This is a genomic window from Rubripirellula reticaptiva (genome assembly GCF_007860175.1).
GTDB lineage: Bacteria > Planctomycetota > Planctomycetia > Pirellulales > Pirellulaceae > Rubripirellula > Rubripirellula reticaptiva.
The window spans coordinates 209549-230985 of record NZ_SJPX01000003.1; the positions used below are offsets into that span (position 1 = coordinate 209549).

20 protein-coding genes and 1 pseudogene are annotated in these 21437 nt (G+C 52.3%); 7 read left to right on the plus strand and 14 right to left on the minus strand.

What is annotated here, in order from left to right:
* Positions 1-31: 31 nt before the first annotated feature.
* The 3 genes from Poly59_RS13570 to Poly59_RS13580 all read right to left on the minus strand — a co-directional run bounded on the left by Poly59_RS13570 (position 32) and on the right by Poly59_RS13580 (position 2155).
* Complete coding sequence (locus Poly59_RS13570) at positions 32-520, minus strand: DUF1269 domain-containing protein (protein WP_146534658.1); 489 nt, start codon at positions 518-520, stop codon at positions 32-34.
* A 389-nt stretch (positions 521-909) separates the two neighbouring features.
* Positions 910-1476 (minus strand): type 1 glutamine amidotransferase domain-containing protein, encoded by a 567-nt coding sequence (locus Poly59_RS13575; RefSeq protein WP_146534659.1) that lies wholly within the window; start codon positions 1474-1476, stop codon positions 910-912.
* Between the two features lie 445 nt (positions 1477-1921).
* Positions 1922-2155 carry a transposase gene (locus Poly59_RS13580; protein WP_146534660.1) on the minus strand — a complete coding sequence of 78 codons (234 nt, stop codon included), beginning with the start codon at positions 2153-2155 and terminating at the stop codon, positions 1922-1924.
* 283 nt (positions 2156-2438) lie between these two features.
* Here Poly59_RS13580 and Poly59_RS13585 point away from each other — a divergent pair, with 283 nt between their 5' ends.
* Positions 2439-3869, plus strand: a complete 1431-nt coding sequence (locus tag Poly59_RS13585; protein WP_186776236.1) for a BON domain-containing protein — start codon at positions 2439-2441, stop codon at positions 3867-3869.
* Positions 3870-5090: 1221 nt separating this feature from the next.
* On the plus strand, positions 5091-5591 hold the full coding sequence (locus tag Poly59_RS13590) for a YciE/YciF ferroxidase family protein (protein WP_146534662.1): 501 nt from the start codon (positions 5091-5093) through the stop codon (positions 5589-5591).
* 625 nt (positions 5592-6216) lie between these two features.
* Here Poly59_RS13590 and Poly59_RS29480 read toward each other — a convergent pair.
* The 3 genes and pseudogenes from Poly59_RS29480 to Poly59_RS13600 all read right to left on the minus strand — a co-directional run bounded on the left by Poly59_RS29480 (position 6217) and on the right by Poly59_RS13600 (position 7607).
* Positions 6217-6354 (minus strand): hypothetical protein, encoded by a 138-nt coding sequence (locus tag Poly59_RS29480; RefSeq protein WP_186776237.1) that lies wholly within the window; start codon positions 6352-6354, stop codon positions 6217-6219.
* Positions 6355-6678: 324 nt separating this feature from the next.
* Positions 6679-7068 (minus strand): annotated as a pseudogene (locus tag Poly59_RS13595) (AI-2E family transporter); the annotation flags it as partial.
* A 221-nt stretch (positions 7069-7289) separates the two neighbouring features.
* On the minus strand, positions 7290-7607 hold the full coding sequence (locus Poly59_RS13600) for a hypothetical protein (RefSeq protein ID WP_146534664.1): 318 nt from the start codon (positions 7605-7607) through the stop codon (positions 7290-7292).
* Positions 7608-7743: 136 nt separating this feature from the next.
* Here Poly59_RS13600 and Poly59_RS13605 point away from each other — a divergent pair, with 136 nt between their 5' ends.
* Positions 7744-8217, plus strand: coding sequence for a response regulator (locus Poly59_RS13605; RefSeq protein WP_186776238.1), 474 nt, complete (start codon positions 7744-7746; stop codon positions 8215-8217).
* 79 nt (positions 8218-8296) lie between these two features.
* Here Poly59_RS13605 and Poly59_RS13610 read toward each other — a convergent pair whose 3' ends face one another.
* The 3 genes from Poly59_RS13610 to Poly59_RS13620 form a co-directional block, all read right to left on the minus strand.
* A complete protein-coding gene (locus Poly59_RS13610; protein ID WP_146534666.1) occupies positions 8297-9514 on the minus strand; it encodes a hypothetical protein in 1218 nt (405 codons plus the stop codon).
* A 101-nt stretch (positions 9515-9615) separates the two neighbouring features.
* A complete protein-coding gene (locus Poly59_RS13615; protein ID WP_146534667.1) occupies positions 9616-10719 on the minus strand; it encodes a baeRF3 domain-containing protein in 1104 nt (367 codons plus the stop codon).
* Between the two features lie 146 nt (positions 10720-10865).
* Positions 10866-12269, minus strand: a complete 1404-nt coding sequence (locus tag Poly59_RS13620) for a DUF2254 domain-containing protein (RefSeq protein ID WP_146534668.1) — start codon at positions 12267-12269, stop codon at positions 10866-10868.
* Between Poly59_RS13620 and Poly59_RS29485 the strand changes: the two genes are divergently transcribed.
* The gene (locus Poly59_RS29485) at positions 12268-12423 is read left to right on the plus strand and encodes a hypothetical protein (protein ID WP_186776239.1); all 156 of its coding nucleotides are present in this window, start codon (positions 12268-12270) and stop codon (positions 12421-12423) included. The two genes, Poly59_RS13620 and Poly59_RS29485, sit on opposite strands and share 2 nt — an antisense overlap.
* A gap of 1176 nt (positions 12424-13599) precedes the next feature.
* Here the strand turns inward: Poly59_RS29485 and Poly59_RS29490 are convergent.
* From Poly59_RS29490 to Poly59_RS13630, 3 genes are all read right to left on the minus strand, one after another.
* A complete protein-coding gene (locus Poly59_RS29490) occupies positions 13600-13755 on the minus strand; it encodes a hypothetical protein (RefSeq protein ID WP_186776240.1) in 156 nt (51 codons plus the stop codon).
* Positions 13756-14130: 375 nt separating this feature from the next.
* A complete protein-coding gene (locus tag Poly59_RS13625; RefSeq protein ID WP_456238990.1) occupies positions 14131-15078 on the minus strand; it encodes a YihY/virulence factor BrkB family protein in 948 nt (315 codons plus the stop codon).
* A 130-nt stretch (positions 15079-15208) separates the two neighbouring features.
* On the minus strand, positions 15209-15934 hold the full coding sequence (locus Poly59_RS13630; RefSeq protein ID WP_146534669.1) for a phosphatase PAP2 family protein: 726 nt from the start codon (positions 15932-15934) through the stop codon (positions 15209-15211).
* Positions 15935-16051: 117 nt separating this feature from the next.
* Between Poly59_RS13630 and Poly59_RS13635 the strand changes: the two genes are divergently transcribed.
* The 3 genes from Poly59_RS13635 to Poly59_RS13645 all read left to right on the plus strand — a co-directional run bounded on the left by Poly59_RS13635 (position 16052) and on the right by Poly59_RS13645 (position 19050).
* Positions 16052-16501, plus strand: a complete 450-nt coding sequence (locus tag Poly59_RS13635; RefSeq protein ID WP_246151633.1) for an SDR family NAD(P)-dependent oxidoreductase — start codon at positions 16052-16054, stop codon at positions 16499-16501.
* A 49-nt stretch (positions 16502-16550) separates the two neighbouring features.
* On the plus strand, positions 16551-17924 hold the full coding sequence (locus tag Poly59_RS13640) for an NAD-dependent succinate-semialdehyde dehydrogenase (RefSeq protein WP_146534670.1): 1374 nt from the start codon (positions 16551-16553) through the stop codon (positions 17922-17924).
* A gap of 100 nt (positions 17925-18024) precedes the next feature.
* Positions 18025-19050, plus strand: coding sequence for an NADP-dependent oxidoreductase (locus Poly59_RS13645; protein ID WP_146534671.1), 1026 nt, complete (start codon positions 18025-18027; stop codon positions 19048-19050).
* A gap of 1126 nt (positions 19051-20176) precedes the next feature.
* On the opposite strand, the gene Poly59_RS13650 is transcribed toward Poly59_RS13645, so the two are convergent.
* Complete coding sequence (locus Poly59_RS13650; RefSeq protein ID WP_146534672.1) at positions 20177-20875, minus strand: DNA alkylation repair protein; 699 nt, start codon at positions 20873-20875, stop codon at positions 20177-20179.
* A gap of 65 nt (positions 20876-20940) precedes the next feature.
* Positions 20941-21291: a hypothetical protein gene (locus tag Poly59_RS13655; protein WP_246151634.1), complete on the minus strand. Its 351-nt coding sequence runs from the start codon at positions 21289-21291 to the stop codon at positions 20941-20943.
* Positions 21292-21437: the final 146 nt, after the last annotated feature.

Sequence of the window (21437 nt, forward strand, 5' to 3'; positions counted from 1 at the left end):
GAATTCTTGGCGATTTCACTGCGTCCGAACGTTAGAGCGGGAAAGTTCCCAACGACGCCGGCCCTGCTGTTTTCAATAAACGACTCGCGACTGAAACGCGATTCAAGTCGCCAGAAACGATAATCAGCAACGCACCATCCCGCACTTTTGCTTCGTAGTCGCCAGCGACGTCGCGGTCGACGCCCCAGCTTTCCACCGCACCCAACACGCTCCCGCCGACGACACCTGCCGCGACACCAAACAACGGCCCAGCAACCAACATTGGGCCCATCATTGTCATCGTTCCCAATGCGGCTCCCAATGTCCCGCCCACCAAAGTCGTCGTGGCAGCGGTTTCCTGCCGTGACGGCGAGGCAGCTGACTTTACTGTTGTAGCATTGAGCCCAGCCAAGCTTTCATCGTCTGCATGCACGACCGTGGAAACTTCCTCTTGATTGAAGTGGGCTTTTTCAAGAACTTCAATTGCGGTTTGAAAATCGCTGCGATTTTTAAATTCAGCAATCAGGTAGTGATTATCCATCGAATGGCTCTCTATTTATGTTGTTTTATGTTGTTGCAAAAATCAACAATCCGTCGTCAAAACTGTCAACGATCCGGAACGACCGAAAACGCTGGCGAGTTTCAATACGTCTCTACTTCGGCGAACGCTTTGCTGGAGTTGCGACTCAGCAAGTTGACACAAATCTTCTCGCCACAACTCGGACACGCCACAACTCGGACACGCCACCGCTCGGTCATCGACAACCTGCCACAAGCCGGGCATGGAGTCCGTTTTAGCGAAGCGGCGACTGCAGTATTATTCATCAGTAGCCCAAACCGTCAGGTGGGAAACCTATCCACAAGCCGCTAGCCTTTCGGCTTGGTAGCGATCAAAGACGGCAGCTTGTAGTCACTGGCTAAGGAGGTGCCCTATGCGGTTTGCGCCGCGTGCTTTCCTTCCGCAAACTCTTCAATCGCCTTCTTGCAGAAAGCGGGGAGGTCACCTGGATTGCGACTGGTCACCAAGCCTTCGTCGCAGACACATTCTTCATCGACCCACTCGGCACCAGCGTTTCTGAGGTCTGTCTTAAGACTCGGCCACGAAGTTACTTTTCGCCCGCGGACCACATCTGCTTCGATCAGCGTCCAAGGACCGTGACACACAGCGGCAACCGGTTTATGTTGCTTAAAAAAGTCGCGCACGAACGTCACCGAGTCTTCGCACGTCCGCAATGCGTCGGGGTTGGCAACACCACCGGGCAATACGAGTCCATCGAAGTTTTCCGCGGACGCGGATCCAACCAACTGATCTACGTTGAACGTGTCCGCCTTCTCGTCATGATTCATGCCTTGAATATCGCCTTCTTTAGGCGAAACTAAAACGACGTCGGCACCGGCGTCCTTGATCGCGTTCCACGGCATCGTCAGCTCCACCTGCTCAAAGCCGTCGGTGGCGAGAAATGCAATTCTTTTTCCTTTGAGCGATTGGCTGCTCATAATGCTCTCCTGTTCTAGAAAGTGTTGTTTATGGAATAACCACCTGTGCAGGTTCTATGCCAACTATTTGGTCAAGATCGCAGAGCGGGTCCAATCGCATAAGCAGCAATGCAGCACCCCTGATTACCTAACGATATGAAAAGGCGGGTCAACGCGGTGGACAAGTACCCTCGACTCTGACGACGAATTGTACGTTCGAATATTCGTTCCACTGATGCTCGATCACGGACCAACACGAACCCTCTTCGGCCAAAACATTTTTTGTCGCGGCTGCTGTTTCTCAAGGAAAACGTCTGTCGATCGTCTCGTTGAATTTGCCCAGCTCACGCAAGCGAAACTACTCTTTCAAATTATCTGCACTGGATTTTGGAAAGCATCAATTCGCGCGACTTCGATAGCGGCCGCGTCACTATTGTCTTTCACAGTAGTGTCGCGTTGCAGAAATTCAGTGCCATGCGTCGAATTGCGGCTGAAACCTCGGCGATGTTCCACCGCGAATTCGGCTGGCGTCTTCGGGAAAAGTTACATCCAAGAGATAGTGCTCACTGTTTTCAATCTTCCAGTGATCACGAACGAACTTGCTAAGGCGTTTCAATTTCGGTGGCAAGCTGCTGATTAAGAACACGGTTTCACCGTGCTCGGCGACATTACCTTCACCTTCGCGATGACGGTAAATCATGCCAATTGTCTTTGACGTGTCCTGCAATTTCATTTTCAATGACCGCGATAGCGAAAAAGGAATGCGGCGTACGCCGCCACTGTGGTTGATTGCAGGCCAGCGTGGTTGATGCAGCCTCACTCAATTGCTCTGGAATTTTCGTGTCTGCAACCAAACTGGGCGATGGCATACGAGTTGCGGCGCACAACAGTTGAGCATGTAACTCCGAAATCCCCAAAGCAAGGCGCCCATTCCAATGCTTCGCAACGTTTCCCTTGTCCTCATCGTTTTCTCTTCATTACTGGTGAGCACCAGTATTTTGATCGCGGATGATCTTGAATCCTCGTCGATCGAACCCAGTATTGTCGCTTCCGCAATCCAATCCGACTTTGAGGGCGATGAACGACTGGCTGTTGGTTCGCTTAAGGTCGAAATGAACGGCGGCCTTGTCACTCTATCGGGGCAAGTTGATAGTTTGCAAGATAAGAACCTCGCCTCGCGCATCGCCAAACGGACTCTTGGTGTGGAAGCCGTCCTCAACCAAATTCTAGTGAGAACATCGGATCGACCCGACGATGCGATTCGAAAAGACGTGCTGAAGGTCCTGCACATCACTGACAGTGTTGACAAGCCACAAATCGTTGTCGACGTGACCGCAGGTGAAGTTGCGATGACGGGCAAAGTCGATTCGCTATCGGAAAAGCGAATTGCCGAGTTCACTGCCTCGGGCGTTCGCGGTGTGACGAATGTCGTGAATCAAATGACGGTCAACTTGTTGACGCCTCGCAGCGATCAGCAACTGCGTGAAGAGGTCAATGCATTGCTCGTTCAATCGGTTTATCTAGACGACGCCGACGTCGAAGTGAACGTCCAGGATCACATCGCAATGTTGTCCGGCAAAGTCAGCACGGCGGAGATGAAGGATCGTCTAGAGGAAGTTGCAGAGGTTAGAGGCATCAAAAAAGTTGATGTAAGCAGAGTTGAAGTTGATCCAAGTTCGGCTGACGGTACGCGTCGCAAATCACGCTACGCGGATGTGACGGACGAAAAGATCAGCGATGCCCTTTTGCGAGTACTCCATGCGGATCCGGTCGTTTTCGGCGAAGCGGATGCGATTTCAGCCAGTGTTGATTCTGGCATTGTCACGTTGACCGGTTCCGTTACACGACTACGAATCAAGGAAAAATCGGAACGATTGGCGATGGACGTGATCGGCGTTCAGCAAGTGTCGAACGAACTGAAGATCGAGTTTTCTGACCGATCGCCTAGCGATAGCGACATCATCCGAGAAACACAGGAAGCCGTTCGATTGAGCGCGTATCTCGACCGCCGCGATGTTCGAGTCCATTGCCAGCGTGCGCACGTCAGTCTGTACGGCATCGTCGAGAGCGAGACCGAAAAACAAATCGCTGGCTGGCTCGCTGGTGGTGTGACAGGCGTGGTTCATGTCAACAACTCGCTGGCTGTCGAGAACAACTGGAAGGAGAAGAGCGACAAGAAGATAAAGGAAGACTTGGAGCGAAAACTTAAGTTTGCCCTGTTTGACACCAGCAATCAGATTGAGGTGACAGTCGAAAACGGTGTCGCGATCCTGCGTGGTGAAGTCGATACATGGCGTCAATGGCAAGCCGTGCTGGACTTGACCGTGGAAGCTGGAGCAAAGCATCCGCACAGCTTGATTAACGTTCGATACCATCCTCCGCATGGTGCCTCGCGAATCTACGTTCCGCGATAGTTCGCCATAGCCGAAAACTGAAAAAGGAACGAGATTGCATTGACACAAGCGCCTGCCGTCATTGTCGAGTAGGCGTGCGCAACCGCCGGATGGTGCGAGTACCGCAATTAGCGGACCTTCAAAATCTCAATCTCCCGTTGTAAGTACATCAACAACAAGATCATCGGCGGCGTTAAACAACAATGCGGCTCGACAATCTGACCGAGGACATGGATCGTGAAGTTGTCTTGAAAAGATGCTTTCGCACTTTCGCAGCCCATCCGTCATCACATGAACTGATCGTCAAGTTTTCATACGCTTGACGTATTTCCGATTGCGTTTCGCTCCTTACCATTCAGGTGAGCGTGGGGGCGAAGCCGCTCTCCTTCTCGATGGTGCAACAAGTACCGATCGAACAGTCGATTCCACTCTCGTCGCGAATTCTTTCATGCGATGCTCTCATCGAGCGGGGCAGAGAGACTCACAACAGACGAGAACGCCAAGTTATCGCCAGCTTCGGCACGATACTGCACCAGCAGTTTGCTCCCAATGAAAATGTGGCTGCGTTCAGTCTGTGTTTGGTCCACCTTGAATGGTTTCCATGGATCGGACGCACCAAGCACTTGCAGTTCTCAGTGTACTCCAGATGATGAAACCGCTGGCAGGGACGCGCCGATCCGCCAGCAACTCAGTCAGGCCAAAGGATGACTGGAAAGCCTTGGTAAAGAAGCGTTTCCGCCACCGAACGCATACAACCACTCTTCCCATGTCCGCCCAAACCGTGGAACACGATAACCGTTGGCTTGACCAGTGATCTGTCCTCAGGACGATAAGCAAAAGCCGGAAACGGTGTCTGGTCGTTCGGAACATCGAAGGCGTCGCGTCCGCCATGCGAGGAAACACCAAGTTCAGGATGTAGCGCTCTTATAGATGCAGTTTGTATTTATCCGCCGCGCCACGACAGATATGACTCGAAAGAATCGTGCCAGTCAAAACGGTTGGTCGCACGCTTGCGTGGGTTAGGCACAGACGCATCCAGTTTGGTGGCAGATCGGTCACGTAGTTCGCGACAAACCTCGCGAAGAGTTTCGGCTTCGACCGAATCACCGAAAATCTCGGCGAATTCTTCTATGGAGTTGCAAACGATACAGCTTTCATGTCGCGATTCTTGTCGATGGCACGCGATATGCTTCGTCCTGGTTATGCAAACCAACCGTTTCCCCAACACGAAGAAAGCATGCCATGAAATTGGACTCACTTAGCAAACTTTACGTTCACGAGCTGAAGGATCTGTATAGCGCCGAGACACAATTGCTCGAAGCGATTCCGAAGATGCAAGAGGCGGCGAGTAATCCAGATTTAAAAAGTTGTTTCGCAGCTCATTTGGATGAGACGAGGACACATATTTCGAGACTCGAGTCGATCTTTAAACAGCTCGACTTTGAGCCAGGTGGCCACAAATGCGTCGCCATGGAGGGGCTTATCAAGGAAGGCGAAGGACTTATCAAAAGCGATATCGAACAAAAGGTTCTCGATGCTGCTTTGATCGCGTCTGCTCAACGGATCGAGCACTACGAAATGGCTGGATACGGGATCGCGCGGACCTACGCCGAGAAACTCGGTAGCCACGAAGCCGCCGAAACGTTGCAGCTCACCCTCAACGAAGAAGGACTTGCTAACCAAAAATTGACCCGATTAGCCGAGCGGAAAATCAATTTCCTCGCGCTTGGTGCGATTGGTTAAAACCGTTCGGCTTTACACATTTACTTTCGCGAGGTAGCCGACAAGCTGGCAGCTTGTGCCTACAAAAACCCACTATTTGCTACGAACCAATGAATACCCCAAACATTCAAACTGTCCACGGACTTTCGTTTCCCATCCCTGTCGTGAAGAAGTCCACTCCAGATCCCACAGGCGAAGCGAGCGATTCAAAATCCGACGATCCGCTCGAGCGTCGTCATCAAAGCACGTTACGTTCATCTGCCAATAGCAGGCAGAACGCCAGGCGAAACGGTGGCAAATGACCTACCGATAGTGGTCATCACGTCACTCGCAAGTAGATTTCCTTGCGACGTGAGGAATCGTCGTTACGTGCAACGGTTGCACTGAAAATCCGCCGTGGGGCGAACAGCAAACTCGTTGAGTTCCCCCCATCGCCGCGCGATCGTTGACGATCTGTCGGCGGGCTTTAACAAACGTACATTAGCGGAGCTGGAATCGCTGTAGCGACCTGTTCGCGTTAGGGTCAAGACACTTGAACGTAGTGTCGCCTAATTTGCGACATTAACGTCATCCTATCGATCGGCTTAAGACGTCAAGACTTGAGGGTCATCGCACGCCTGCTGGCATGATTTTCCACTCAGCCTATCTACGGGGCTGTACCTTCCACAACAGCGATCGGATTCGAATTCACCTTTTGCGTCTGGCGTGAAGCATCCAGTTTCTCAATCAACTCTTCTCTGGCATCGGCAACCATTTCGTTTGCTTCACGTTTTGCTTCTCTCATTTCTTCTTCCGCTTCTTCCTTTGCACCAGCAACGATCCAACCGCCTCCTCTTTTGATTCCGCGATCACTTCAGCCGCCTGCAAGCGTGCTTCTTCGAGATTTTCTGAGCCTGCTCGGGTTCACCAAGAAGCGTTATCGGCTCGTTGTTTCATACGCAAGCAGCAAGACAAAATAAGATAACAATATCCTGAATTTATATAGCTTTGATCTCAGGTTTATAACGTTGTACCGCTATGCGGAATTGTTCGTTCACAACCAATGGTGCGGCCATCCTTACGTCGAAGATTCCTATGAACACGTCCATCACCTATTTCGCAGCAATGGTTAAAATTGGTGGTAAAGAGACTTCGTGTCGTTGACACTACCGGTGTTATCAGATAGCTTTCGACCGCTTGCAGATTCCCGTTGTACAAGCAGCACAAACGAAACTGTTTGCGTGCGGAAATCAATCGCGAGCAACATCTGTAGCGCTGCATCCGAAAGCGGCCCGACGTCGGGGATGAACGTCAACGATGCAGCCCGGATACCGAGCGAAATCGGTAGCAATATTCCTAGAGCCGACATCGCGATGGCAGTCGCAACGCCGTCGATCGTAATCGAAAGTGAACGTCCAACGATCCAGAGGGCCAATTCCGATCTCAATTCGTTCAATACTTCACCTGCCCGATCTCGCCGATCGTTTGGTACTAACTTGACCAGCCCGGTTCGATAGAGTTCAGGTTCATAAGCAGCCTAGAGTCCAATAAAGAAAACCACCAGCGTGCAGGTCGCACCTCAGCCAACCCATTGCAGCCACTGAAACATCTCTGGGAAAACCCAACTGGTCGATTGCGTGACTCTATCTTGCATTTCCGAAACACTCGGCAAATGCTCGCTCGCCCAAGGGTTCTGCGACAGCCTGCCGTTTGCGCAGCGGATTGTGAATGCGACCACAGCTAATCCGTTCGGCGAACCACTTGCGAACTAAGGTAGAAGCAGCCGACGCCGGTCGACAGCAACATGGTCGCCACGACGACGAGAAAGCTGGAGCAATAGAACAGCGGAGCATGCTCGGCTGGCCACGAACTGAGCAAATAAACCAACACGCCGAAGAGCAGCCCGGCGACCACGAGCATGAAAAACTTCCCATCGGCGCAAACAGTCCCTTGGTTGCAAGTACCAGCATGGCCGGCAACGCCGCGATGACGAGGACTCGCATGCTGGTCACTCGGTTGAGTGTGAGTTGCTTGTTCATCGCCAGTTCTGTAAGGCAATCAGCGTGCCAGGTAAAAGTCTGTTCATGCTTGCGTCAGCTATTTCGGCACAGAGATTGCATCATGGAAAACGCTCCTTCGTTTCCTTTTCGAAAATACGCTGTTGATGCCTCACTCTGCACTGCCCAAACGATGTGTGATTGCTGACGACGTTCGTCGTTCTCGCGAGACTATTGGAAAGTGGCTGCGTGAGTGCGGGTTCGAATGCCGGTTGGCGCAGAATGGTAGGCTCGCGTGGGAAATGATTAAAGAACAACCACCTGAGCTTCTGGTCACTGACCTTGAGATGCCGGAATTGTGCGGACTCGAACTGCTGGAAAAAATTCGCCAGGCCGACGATGAGAGTATCCGCAAATTGCCCGTTTTAGTGATGACCAGCCTTCACGACGGCCAGACACTAAAAATCATCCAGAAGCTAGGCGGAGATGGTTTGTTGCAGAAACCGCTCGACAAGCAAGCCACATTTTCGGTGATTCGCGACATCGTATCAGCGCGCTACAGTCTTCAACAAACTATGCATCCTGGTGATGAAAAATGTATCAAAGACAGGGGAGTAATCTCACCGACGCTTCGCCGCTTGCTAAATAAGGTTGCTGAGAACGAGCAATGACTCCGCGGCAAAGGTCCTCCAGAGTTACCGTCGCGGAGCCCGGTAACCCCCGAAAGTCCCGACGACTTCCGTTTCGCGTCTACTTCAATATCGTTTGCAGAATCTCTATCAGCCGAGGACTCGAGGTGGCATCCATTGCCGCACTTGCATGTGACTTCAGCTTTGTCACGGCCATCCGCGTTCGCTCAACGACATTTTCTTCGGTTGTGAATTCTGACCAAGTAGCCTGGTTTGCGTTGAGTTGGAACTGCACCCAATTTGCATCTTGCTGATTGCCTGAAAGTTTCGACGTGTAGCGATCCATTTCTACGTTCCGCTTGGACTGCTTGGCATTCGACTTGTTCTCGCGTGCCATCGCTGCGATCAGCTCGTCCTCGCCGTCGATCACTTTAGCCGGGGAATCGGGGTCAATGCCGTCGTCTCCATCACCCAGGTCGGCGCTGGCTGGATTGGTTGAGTTGCCCCCGAGTGGATTGTCAATTTCGTAATCCACATCAGGATCATAGTCGTCACTGTCATAGATCGAATCCTCTGCGTAAGGCAGGGTTGCCGACCGCGTGTGAACTTCCCGTTTACTGATGTGTTCAGCCGAAGGACGCCCCATGCCGCGTCGACCAGCGGCAGCAGCGATTACTCCTTCGACACCGTCTTCAATTGCATCGGCGCGGTTTAGTGCTTCGGCCGGCGTTTCGTCGATGTAGTCATTTACACGGTATTGATCAACATTAAGACGCAGATTGTTGCCGGTTTGTTCGTCATCTAGTCCAGGATCGTCACGGCCTGCTTGCGTTTCCGTATCAAATCGCTTGACGCTCCAATCGAGTGACGGCTTTCTGGCGATCGTCTTATTAGGATCGAATGCTGTCTCATCGGGCGAAGTGCTTGTGTTTTCAGCGCGGTCGATCGAATCTGCAAGTGCGACACCGGCGTTTCTTAGGTCAGACGTCGGGTTCAATGAAGACTCGCGTTTCGCTTTGGAAGAAGTGTGTCTGATTTGTTTCCAGCCGAACATCTCAAGAGCGTCGACTAATTCGCTTGACGTTTTGGCAATTGCATGAAGCTGTTCTTTCTGCTCGGGCGATTCACTGCGTTTTGCAGCTTCGGACGCGAGTTTCTTAGCGAGACTGGCGTCGCTCCAGATAACGCCAGCCAGCGCCCAATCGCTAATTTTGGGCGTCTCGGCGTAGCGAACTAAGGCGTCGGCCTGTTTTCTTTCGTCGGCTCGGACACTTATCATCGCGGCTATCGCAAAGGCGACATAAGCGAAGAAGTAGACGAGGGTTCGTTGACGTTGCATTGGATTGCTTCCTAGATAGAGTCTCGAAATTCGGTGTTGCCACACGCCTCCGGCGCGTGGCTTTGGGTAGCGCACGCGGGGAGCCAAGCACTACAGTTGTTTTAGTAGCGGAAGATTGCTGCGACTGCTGCATCGTCGGGCATGTGCTCCGCTTCACAACTGAATACGTCTCCACCTTGACGCAGCGTCTCGCCGACGATCACGTTAACTTGGTCCAAGTCAGCGTTGCTGCAGCAGACCATCACTGACTCAACACGTCCGAGTTTCGCAGCGGTGACGATTTCTTCGATGTCCTTTGAGCCTTTGGATTGTGCGAGCGCCGTCCCGAATCGCTCGGCGTAATCGATGCCACCCGCGTTAATCTGCTCGGCGACCGCTTCGTTGACTCGATTTCGCATCTCGTCGTCGCTCCACCGAGAAGGGCTACCCTCGATTTTCACATCGGCGGTCAAGCCCGTTGCCGCTTCAAAATGTCCGGCGACTTCGGCCGTTGCAACAACCACCAACGCTGTGCCGGTGTTGTAGATCGCTTCGGAAACTTCATCGCCGACGAGCGATAGATATCGATCACGATCTGCTTGGATCTTGCCTTCGCCTTCGCCATGGCCGTGAAACATCGCCTTCGAAGGGCCTCCGTTGTTGCCAACACTACGGTGACTCGTGTTCTGCAAGTTCTCTTCAGGGTCGCGAGGCAAGACGAGATCGTGATACTTGGCCGGCAGAGATTGTGTTTCGACCAGTTTCAACACATCGCCGGCGGAACGGAACAACTTTGCTTCGTCCCATGTCAACGCCAACACGAAATAGCTGTCGCCAGCATTTTGCTGACTAACGAGCGGTAGCAGGAAAAACGAGTCGCTGACGCTGACGTGTTCGTCGACTGATCTCTGCAATTTGATGAGACGACAATTCTCGGACGTTAGAAACAGGGCTAGTCCTTCGACTTGATACTGCCAGAAATCCGAGTTGGTCGTTAACGACTCAACGAGAGCCAGGATCGAGCAATCGTTTCCGGCTTCCTTTAGTTTCTGCCTTGCCTCACCCAAGAGATTTTTGAAGCGAATCGCATCTTGCTGAGTTGCGGCGCCGGAACGGTGCGTTCGCATGAGAATCGAAACGCACGGATTCGCTGTTGTCTCGGCGAGTTGTTTTAGGTCACCTTGTTTGAGGCGGCTTGGTGTTAGGTCGTGGGCAGTGATGGACATCGCTGATCTCGCTTAGGAAGATAGGAAACATTCTGTTTCGTCATATCCGCAGCAAAAGGGATGCCGAACGTCGGAGTGAGCGACACGTCGAAAACGCACACGACAACGTCACCACGCGCTTCCGACGATTGGAAGGGGATAGCCAGTTACGCTCTTCCACCGATCCAGTTCCCCGTATCCAACACTTGCCTGCGATACTCGGGATCGCGTAACAGCCAGATGATCGAACGATGCCGATCAGATAGCAGCTCGATACCACGTCGGTCGTTGAGTACCTGCTTACACTCCCGCCTTAACGCACCAGCTTGCCTGACTAACAATCGTCGGTAAGCTTCATTCGAAGCGGATAACGACACCTTGGCAATCATCTCCATCATATGAATCGACGCGTTCCGATCAGCCGACACATAAGGGCGAAGTCGATCGAAGACAAGTGATACGAAATCAGCAAACTGTTCCGGCTCAGCAACGAGTCGAAGGTTTTGATCGTCATCGTATCGGTACGCATCCGGCAATTCTCGCTCGGCGAGATTTTCCAACGCTGATCGCATCCAATCCATGCAGTTGGTCGCAGTGAATGGGTCGTTCACGCCAGGAGATAAAGCTCGCATGGCGACTTCAATCAGTTGATTGAAAACGAATCGCAAGTTCTGCTTCGCAGTTCGCTGTGCTCCTGATACGAACGTGGCGAGCATTTGGTTAGCAACTTCATCGCTGACATTGGACTTTGGTGAAGCCAACATCAGAACGTTCCCCGGCGTGATAAAGTCGCCCGCGCGAAACCGCATCCGTATCGTCAAATCGTTCTCGACGGCAATCCGCATCAAGCCATCGGTGTCGGCGAATTCAACGTAACCAGAGTGCTCGGATTTGATTGCTTTCGCAGATTCGTAGAACGAAGCAGGCAGGCCTGACTCGACCTGTTGCAGCGACTTCTTTTCGTTCGGCTCACCGACTCTGGACGGAAACTGATGATCAATCCGTCGATTCAAATCTCTTCCAATTCCCGCGACAATGTTGGAAATATGGATGCTCTCTGGAATATGGTGAATGAAATAGATCAACACTCCAACACTCGCGATTGCCATCAAAATCCCGACGATGATCGCGATGTGAGGAACAAAAGCAGCCATTTCTCCCGTGCCTCCGCCACCTCCCCCGTTACGAACGGTTCGCAAAACCATCAAGCAATACAGGAACGTCGAAATAAAGACACCCAGTGTGACCTGGTTGCCGGTATCGCGCATGAAGTTGTTGAGCAATCGCGGCCCAACTTGTGATGTGGTGTACGAAATCGACAGAATCGTCATCGAGAACGTGACGCCTGCAACCGTGATCATCGAGCCAGCGACCGTCGATAGAACAGCGCGAGCACCATCGGGTTTGTTCGCGTAAAGCCAACTGATCTTCTCTAACCAGCCCGCGCCGAAGTGACTGTCAATTCCTGTCGTCACGAACGAAAGCACGATGGCACCAATCGCCATCAGTGACGGAACAAACCAGTAACTTTCGCGAACATGGGAGACCCACGTGATGAAGAGAGCTTTCATGAACACTCCATGGTCACAAGCTGCCAGCGTGTCGGCTGAGATCAGCTACGGTATCGGGATCACAAGCTGGCAACTTGCGCTTACGCTCTCGACCGGTCTTTGTCATGTAAGCGGCGTGCTGGAATCTGCTTCCGAAACCGAAAACGCCACTTAGAACCGACCCGCACGAGATCATAGATCGCAACGCTTGTTGGCGGCTTGCAATTTCTCGGATTCACTCCCTCAATCAAATCAAATTGAGCGCGTGAAATCGGAATGTCAATCCAGACTGGCATGGATGCCGAACGGTTGCGGCTAATGGTTTCGAAGTGCCCATCGAGTGGTCCACCAAGAAACTCAACAACGAATAGCTTAGACCGGCCTGGCCCAACAACATGCTTTGTGAACTCCAGACATTTGCGAATCCAATCATGTATCTTCCTGGAAACTTTTCGTACTCGGTTCACAGGGTCACCTTGCTCACGCCGGAGGTTGCAATCAGGAATACATTCTCGATAACGCAAACCCTGTGCCATAAAAACCTGAGCGGGAACAAAGGTCCCTTACGGCTAGGCGCGCGGGTGATTATCAACGTTGAACAGCATGCCCACGCATAAGTTGCACCCAGCCGACAAGCTCGCCGTTTGTGGATGAGGGGCGACTTGCTGAATAGACGGTGTACAACAGCTACAACGTCTCTGACATGAATTTGGGGAGATCCATCGCCGGCGTTGACTATTCTCGCGATCAACATCGAGTGGCCCAATTCATTTACGACTGGTCCCGTTGCGGTCAACTTGTTGCGTTTCTGAACATCAAGCTTGAGCTTGTCCTATGGTCCTATGTCCACCAGTAACTTTATCCCTTCGTTGGTGTTGATATTCACAAGTCGATGCGTGTTGCCACGAACCTTTACCGTCATTATCTTCCACCATACCTCTAAATTCGCGACAACTGCGGTTGATCGACTATTTGTTGCGATTCCGAGTTGTATTGCAATCCAGCAATTGGAAACTTTCGCCAGCATTGAATGCAGTGCCTTCAACGCTGACGTATTGTGCCAGGCGAGGCATCGTGCCATGAGGTGTACTGTTCATCGCAACTGCTCTAACGGTGCCTTGGTGCAAAATGACCTGTGAGGTGCGTGTCTCCCGGTCGTTCTGAGACTTCATTTATTCCTCTTGTCCTGTTCCGCATTGGTAAGGGAAAAACGGAAGCGATTGAAGTCGTCGTACACACGATCATTGACGGTGTCGACGTTCTCGGAGTTCGAATCGTATACACCGTCACCGTCGTAGTCGTAATACGAAGCGGTGTAATCCCAGGCTCCGTCGGCGTTGCCGTCGCTAAACTACCAGTAACCAAGGAGGTCGTAGTTGGAAAACCAGTTGTCGTTTTTCGAACTGGGCAAATCTTGCGAGACGTCGAAGGTTTCGTTGTCCGACCGCCCAATTGCATCGTCAATTTTCGCCTTGTAATGGATGACTAACAATTTCGACAAGTGCATCACCGAATCTCCGAATCTTTTCAATCGCCAACAGTAGAAAGTTCAGGCGAATCAGCTTTTGGAACAACCCTGTTGCTCAATCAGTATCCGGACACAGCCCCACCACTCCATTTGCATCGGGAAGGTAGCGACGATTAGGAACGCGCTCCGATCAATCGCGTGAACTCGTGCAATTCGTTTCTGCATCTGCTGGGCGATTCCAAGGCACGCGGATAACGAACAACGTTCTCGTAGCAAATGCGATAGCGACAGGCTTCTCTACGGCAATAGACACCTTTACGAATCGCCAACGGGTTTGAAAAAAGGTGCAACCGAATTGCTGTGCTTGCCTTCCGCGTGCACCCCCGCCGAAAACGGCCGGCGACGATGCCTCAGTCAGCCAATTTCTGTACGGCGGACCTCTTCAACAACCCGAACTGCGTTGTCTTCCGGCTGAATTCCATGGCCATAACGAACCGCATAAACCTGAGTCGCCTCAGCACCGAGCAGCACGATTATCGCAGAGTAGTACACCCAAACCAGAATCACCGCTAAGGAAGCCGCAGCGGCACCCAATTGCGCCCCTGGTTCGCTGTACGAAAAATAGACTTGCATGGCAAATCGCCCTGTGAGGAACAAAGCGGTCGTGATCGCTGCCCCCACGATTACATCTCGCAACTTGACCTTGGCATCTGGCATGAACCTGAAGATCGCTGCAAAAACGATGAAAACCACCGCCGCCTGAACCAAGTAGTTGATCGTGCCCGCAACCCCGTTACTGATACCGACGGCTTCACCGAGTTGCTTTCCGGCACTAGACAGAACTGAAGAAACCACGATCGAAACAAGCAGCAAGAAACCAAGACCTAAAATCATCGCAAGCGACATCACCCGCTTGTAAAGAATTATAAAAAATCCCGATGCTTTCGGATCGGGTTTTACCTGCCAAACTCGATTCAATGAATCCTGCAGAGCGCCGACGACTCCGGTTGCTGCGACAATGATCCCTGCGAAACTCAGCAACGCCTTCCACCAAGTACCACCGGACTCACGATTGTGTTCCAAGATCGTTGTGACTCCTTTTGCAGCGGCGTCGTTACCGAGCATCTCGGTCGCTTGCTTTTCCAAGACCGCTTGCGCCTTCTCCTTCGCGCTGTCGCTTTCATAAGCCACCGACAATCCAAACGTCAGCACCGTCAACAGCAAGTACAATAACGGCGGCAAGGCGAACGCGGTGTAATATGCAAGTGCCGCGGCAAGCGTCGTACAGCGATCTTTGGAGAATTCAGAAAAGGATTGCTTGAGGAAATCCATCGGCGCGTGAGACAGGTAGGAGTTTGACACCCGTTGAGTGATGCCATGCTAAAGAGTTGCAGATGCGAACCTCGTAGGACGCAAATCCCATGCCAGGACCAAATGCGTAGTCATCCACTCCCGGCGTTTTACTTTTGCCTCTACGCCACCAATCGGGCGACTACATGCTTTCCCGCTTCGGATTGACACCCTTCGCTATCAACCAGCACGTGATCGCCCAAACCAAACCGGCTGACCAACCGGCCAACACATCGGTCGGATAGTGAACGCCCATGTAGACGCGGCTAATTCCGACCAGCACGGTCAATCCGACCGCCACCGCGATCACGTAGAACCGCAACCAGAAATGTCTCAGTATCGGCGAGATCAGTACCGCCAGCGTTAGATAAACAACTGCCGCCATCATCGAATGTCCACTCGGAAAGCTACTCGTATAAACATGCGAAAGATGCGGTACGAAGTCGGGGCGAGGTCGAGCGAATAGTGACTTCATCAACAAACTTGCTCCTATCCCGCTAAGCGTGGAAACCAGCAGCACAGCCATTGTTCGGTACGCTCGATTGATAGCCAAAAAACCGGCTGTTGATGCAATTGCGATCAACATGACCGCTATGCCACCAAGAGCCGTTAAATCTCGTCCTGCCTCCTCCAACCAAGTCGGTCCGATTGGATTCGCAAGGTCATTTGCATCCCGCAAACTCCGCACCGCCCAGCGATCGAACGAGTCAGTGCTTCCTTCAATCACTTCATCCGTCAACTCGATAAACCCCCAGGCCACCAGCACAACGACCAATAACCCCAGGAGAACTGTCGGTTCGCGTCCACGGAGAAACCGGACTAGCTGAAGGTACCGCTGCTGAAAGAATCGTTTACTTGCAGTTTTCATGTTTCAATCAAAACGCAAGTCGCATGCCACTTTTGCCACGACGTCACTCTTTGGCACGCTAATCGCGTCGCTGTCTATGCGATGTCAAAACAAAACTCCACTCCGCAGAAAGACACCATGCCTACCACACTCGTTACAGGAGCCTCGTCCGGTATCGGCTGGGAACTCGCGAAACGGTTTGCCAAGGGTGGCGACGGTTTGGTGCTTGTTGCACGAAGCGAAGACAAACTCTATGAATTGGCCGACCAAGTTCGACAGAAACACGGCGTCAATGCAATCGTCATTCCAAAAGATCTCGCCAGGCCCGACGCAATAGATGAGCGATGTCGCCAACTGCGCGAACGATCCATCCAAGTCGACACACTCGTCAACAACGCGGGCCAAGGCCGGGTACGAAGGCTATGTCAACAACAGGGACATCGTCATTCCCAGCTGGAAGAACCGTCTGATGATGACATCGACAAGCTTTCTGCCACGCTTCGCAACCCGAAAATTGGTCGCCAAGCTGCATGGGGTCTGACCGCACACGGTCGGCTCAAGCTGCAAGCCTGTCGACTGTTTCCATAACAAGTTAGTAGCTTGTCACCACGTTCCCATTCCCAACGAGACCTGTCCTATGACAATCACCAGCATCAATCCCGCTACGAACGAAAAACTGCAACAATTCGAGCCCCAAACAAAAGACGCGGTCATCGAAGCGATTGGCACAGCTCACGAAGCCTACAAAGACTGGCGCAAGACGACTTTCTCGCACCGAAAAAATTGTCTGCTAAAGTTCGCAAAACTTCTCAGAGCGGATGCCGATGAGTTCGCTCGAACGATCACGCTCGACATGGGCAAACGCATCTCCGAAAGCCAGTACGAAATCGAATATTGTGCGAATATTGCGGAATTCTATGCGAACGGTGCCGAGCAGTTTCTTGCCGATCAAAAGGTAGAAGTTGAAGATGCGAACGCCTACATCCACTATGAACCACTCGGAGTTTTGATGGGTGTCATGCCCTGGAACTTTCCGTTCTATCAAGTCGTACGTTTCGCCGCTCCGAACATTATGGCTGGCAACACAGTGATGGTGAAACACGCCAGCAATGTACCGCAATGTGCAAAAGCCATCGAGGAACTGTTCACCGAATGCGGCCTACCTAAAGGCGTCTACACAAACCTATTTATCCCATCCGAGTTCGTTGAAGCGATCGTATCAGACCAACGTGTTCAAGGCGTCTCGCTGACGGGAAGCGAGCCGGCCGGAGCAGCCGTCGCGGCGCTCGCCGGAAAGAATCTGAAACGGAGTGTCCTTGAACTCGGTGGCAACGATCCGTTTATTGTCCTCGAAGATGCCGACCTGGATCACACGATCGAGCAAGCCGTCAAAGGCCGTACGGTCAACGCCGGTCAGTCGTGTGTTGCATCGAAACGATTCATCGTCGTCGAAGCTGTTGCAGAATCCTTCATCGCGGGATTCAAACAGCAAATGTCGGAATTGAAAATGGGCGATCCGATGGACGAGGGAACAACGCTCGCACCACTTTCATCCGAGGAAGCCGCCGTGGATTTACTCGAGAAGGTGCAATCTTCCATCAACGCCGGTGCAGTCGTGTTGCTTGGCGGGGATCGGCCGGATCGCGAAGGTGCTTATTTCAACCCCACGATCTTATCAGGCGTGACCCCAGACAACCCAATCTTTGATCAAGAACTATTCGGTCCTGTCGCGACGATTTACATCGTCAAAGACGAAGCCGCTGCGATCAAATTGGCCAATCAATCGTCCTACGGTCTCGGCGGTAGCGTCTTCACCGCCGACACTGAACGAGGCCGCCGCGTTGCCGAAAAAGTCGAAACCGGGATGATGTTCGTCAACCGACCAACAAAGTCCCAAGCCGAACTACCATTCGGAGGCATTAAAAAATCCGGCTATGGACGGGAACTATCCCACCTAGGAATCCTTGAATTCGTTAATAAGAAACTGATCCACCTTGGCACCTCGCATTAAAAGTCGCCATGACGTTAATCGAGTCAGGCTGCACAGCGAAATTCTTGGCGAGTTTCGCTGCCCGCAAACCTTGTCAGCACACCTATCACAGAATTGAAAAATGACTACCAAATTATCAAATGCCACCGTTTCTAGGCAAATCGTTCTCGCGTCACGACCTGAAGGCGTACCGCAGGAAATCAACTTCAAGGCGACCACAACCGAAATCGCGCCGATCACCGACGGAGAGTTTCTTGTCAAGAACGAATGGATGTCTGTCGACCCATACATGCGTGGTCGAATGAAAGAAGGTGAGAGTTACGTTCCCGCCTTCAAAATCGACCGGCCGCTCGAAGGTGGCTGCATCGGGAAGATCGTCGAAACGAGAAACAATGATTTTAACGAAGGCGATTACGTACTAGGTAATTTAGGCTGGCGGGACTATTGGAAGTCGAGCGGTGACGGCATTACGGTAGTTGATCCGAACGTCGCACCCGTGCAAACCTATCTCGGCGCTCTTGGCATGACAGGCATGACCGCTTGGGTCGGCCTTAATAAAATCGCCAAACTGCAATCTGGCAGTACCGTCTTCGTCTCCGCAGCATCGGGCGCTGTTGGTTCAATCGTCTGCCAACTTGCCAAGGCCAAAAATTGCCGCGTCATCGGCAGCGCCGGCAAAGCCGAAAAAATCAAGTGGCTGAAAGACAAAACTGGCATCGACGCAGTCATCAATTACAAAAGAACTGATGGCCTCACCGCAGCACTCAAGCAGCATGCTCCAGACGGCGTTGATGTTTACTTCGACAATGTCGGCAGCGATCACCTCGCAGCCGCCCTCGACGTGATGAATGACTTCGGAGTCTGCGTTGAATGCGGCATGATCGCAACCTACAACGCTACCGATCCGCCTGCAGCACCACGAAACCTTTTTAAGATTATTGCCAAACGAATTCGTATGGAAGGATTTATCGTCCGCGACCACATGGATGCCCAAGATGAATTCGTTCGAGAAATGGCATCGCTGATCGAATCCAAGCAGGTTGTCTGGGAGGAAACGATTACCGAAGGTCTAGAGAACGCCCCCGCAGCGTTCATCGGACTATTCGAAGGCGACAACCTAGGCAAACAGTTGGTCCGTATCAGTTGATACCAAAAACTTTCCGATTGCACCTCTTCGTAACGGCGTTTGACGGCTGTCCACTAAATCCAAGCAATCAAAGATTGCTTGGAAGTGTCAGCCGAGCAATCAACGATTGCTTGGAAGTGTCAGCCGAGCAATCCGAAGTCGAAACGGATCCAAGCAAACGGATCAGAGTTGCGACACTATGGACGTTCTTGCAAGTTCAGCAGCAACGCAATCAGCCTCAAGGCCTACTTCGGGGAACCACCACGCCAGCCCCATCGGTAATGTCAGAGCACTCAGATGCGTCAAGAAAAGCCATCAGTAAATGTGTAGCTACGGCTGCATGATCTTTAAGGTGAAATCTGGCGAGACTGAATGATTGACGCCATCATCGAGAAACCGCTGCGAGAGTATCGCGTTTGTTAGGAATAGAATATCTTTGACACGGAGCTGAACGTATTGGCAATCGCAACAATCGCAGACATGGCCCAATCGTCGCTATTGAGATAGTGCTTACGAACACGGTTGCTTCCGCGATTGCCGATAGCATGCATTGAATCAAAATTGTCACTGGACGCTCGTTGACGGACGCTCTTCGTCATGCAAGTACATCAACGGAACCATCTGATTCCTAGGATTGACCAACGAAGAGATTGACGCTTGATTTCGCGCTGCCGCATCGACCGGTCGGTGCGGCTACACCTGCACGCTTATGCTCCGAGTTTCCGCGGCAGTAGATTTACTGGCGATAGCAAGCAAGTTGCTTTGTGCTTGGTCATGGATCGGCGTCCAGGTTTCTAGCAGGTCCGATATGTCGGGACGCTTCACGATGTTTGCTGATGTCGCTACTGGACTTCGGATAAGCGGGCTTAGCGTCGATTCGACATCTACTCCGATCGCTTCCAGTGTGCCGGAACCAGTTATCGAGGACGCGATCCGTGAAGCGGCTTCCACGGTCTAATTTGGTACGGCGACTCGCGTGCCGTACCATGAAATAACTATGGAAGCACGGCGATGTGAACAGGGGTGGCCCCCCCTTTTGCCGAGCCCGAACAAGCGTCTCGCCCCCTCCACCGCCCAAGCAATCCTCACAAAAATCACCCGCCGATTCGGCGGAAGTGCCATCAATTTAGACCAAGCGGCGAGCGCCTCACGTTGCAAACCTCTTTTTCATCGTGTCGCTCGTCAGGTGCTTCAACACGTCGAGCGGTTCACAGGTATTATCATTGCCATAATCGACGTCGATCGGACCAATCTTTTTGGCGGCTCGGATGGCAGTGATGTTTAGCTTTCTATTTCGCTTACCGATCCCCATCAACGCCGTCGCCATTGCTTCGCGAACCCACATCTCTTCGCCAACAATCGAATCGACGATCTTTTCGATCCGCTTCATTAGGTACTCGTCGTCCATTCCCTTGGGGTTCTTTTTGGACAATTCGTACAGCAACGAGTAGCCACAACGCCGGCGAACAGAATCGTCGCTGCTCATCCAATCATCGGCAATCTGAAAAGCAAACGGAGCCTTGGCAACCGTCGAACCGCAAGAAGCGAAGACATGCAATAACATACCGTCGGCTAGCTGATCTACCTGCTCTTCAACTTGTTTGCGAGTGATTTGCTTGGGATCGTCGATCAATAACGCAATCACTTTGGCGTCGTAGCAATCACTCTTCCAAAGCTGCCGAGCCAACTTGTGGTCTCGGCCGATCTGCTTGGCTAGCTTTCGCAGTACCGTCAAACCGATCCCATAGCTCTTCAAAGTCGAAGCCTGCCGTTGCCAATAGGTGGTGCCCCGCTCGTCACGGTTATTCTTTAACAGCGCCAGAACCTCAGCCTTCGTCATGCTCATTCGATTCGCCTTCAACGGATTGCGATGCTACGTCCAGTTACGCCGAAATCGGATTGCGACTCGATTCAATGTGAATCTTGCCCAAGTGAATACAATCCGTTGCCGGTGTGGCGCAGTTTGCCTGTGTTAGCCAGTTCGCGCCAAACGGCTCGCGGAAATTGGTCTGGTGGCCGGATCGCGGCGATCGCCGAACGTTGCCCCGAAGACATCGGCCCGTGACCAAGTCGCGACTCTTCGTCCAACTGCATCAACTTCATTCGTTTACGAAAGGCCTTCAAAGCCAACTGCAACTCTTCTTTCGTTGGCGGTGCGGGCTCGGGCGTGCCAGCTTGCTCGGAATTTGCTTGCTCGTGGAAAGCGGGCACGCCGTCCGAAGCCGTTTGGGACCGTGCTTCATTGGGTTCAGGGTTGGTCATCGAAAAAATCCCTAGAAAATTGACTCTGATTGAAGTCGCCCATTGTCGTCCAATGTCACGGCTCGGGCAACCGACGGGGTGCCCCCATCGAAAACGAACCACGTTCCCCCGATCAATCACCCCACGGACCAAAAAATCACTCCGCT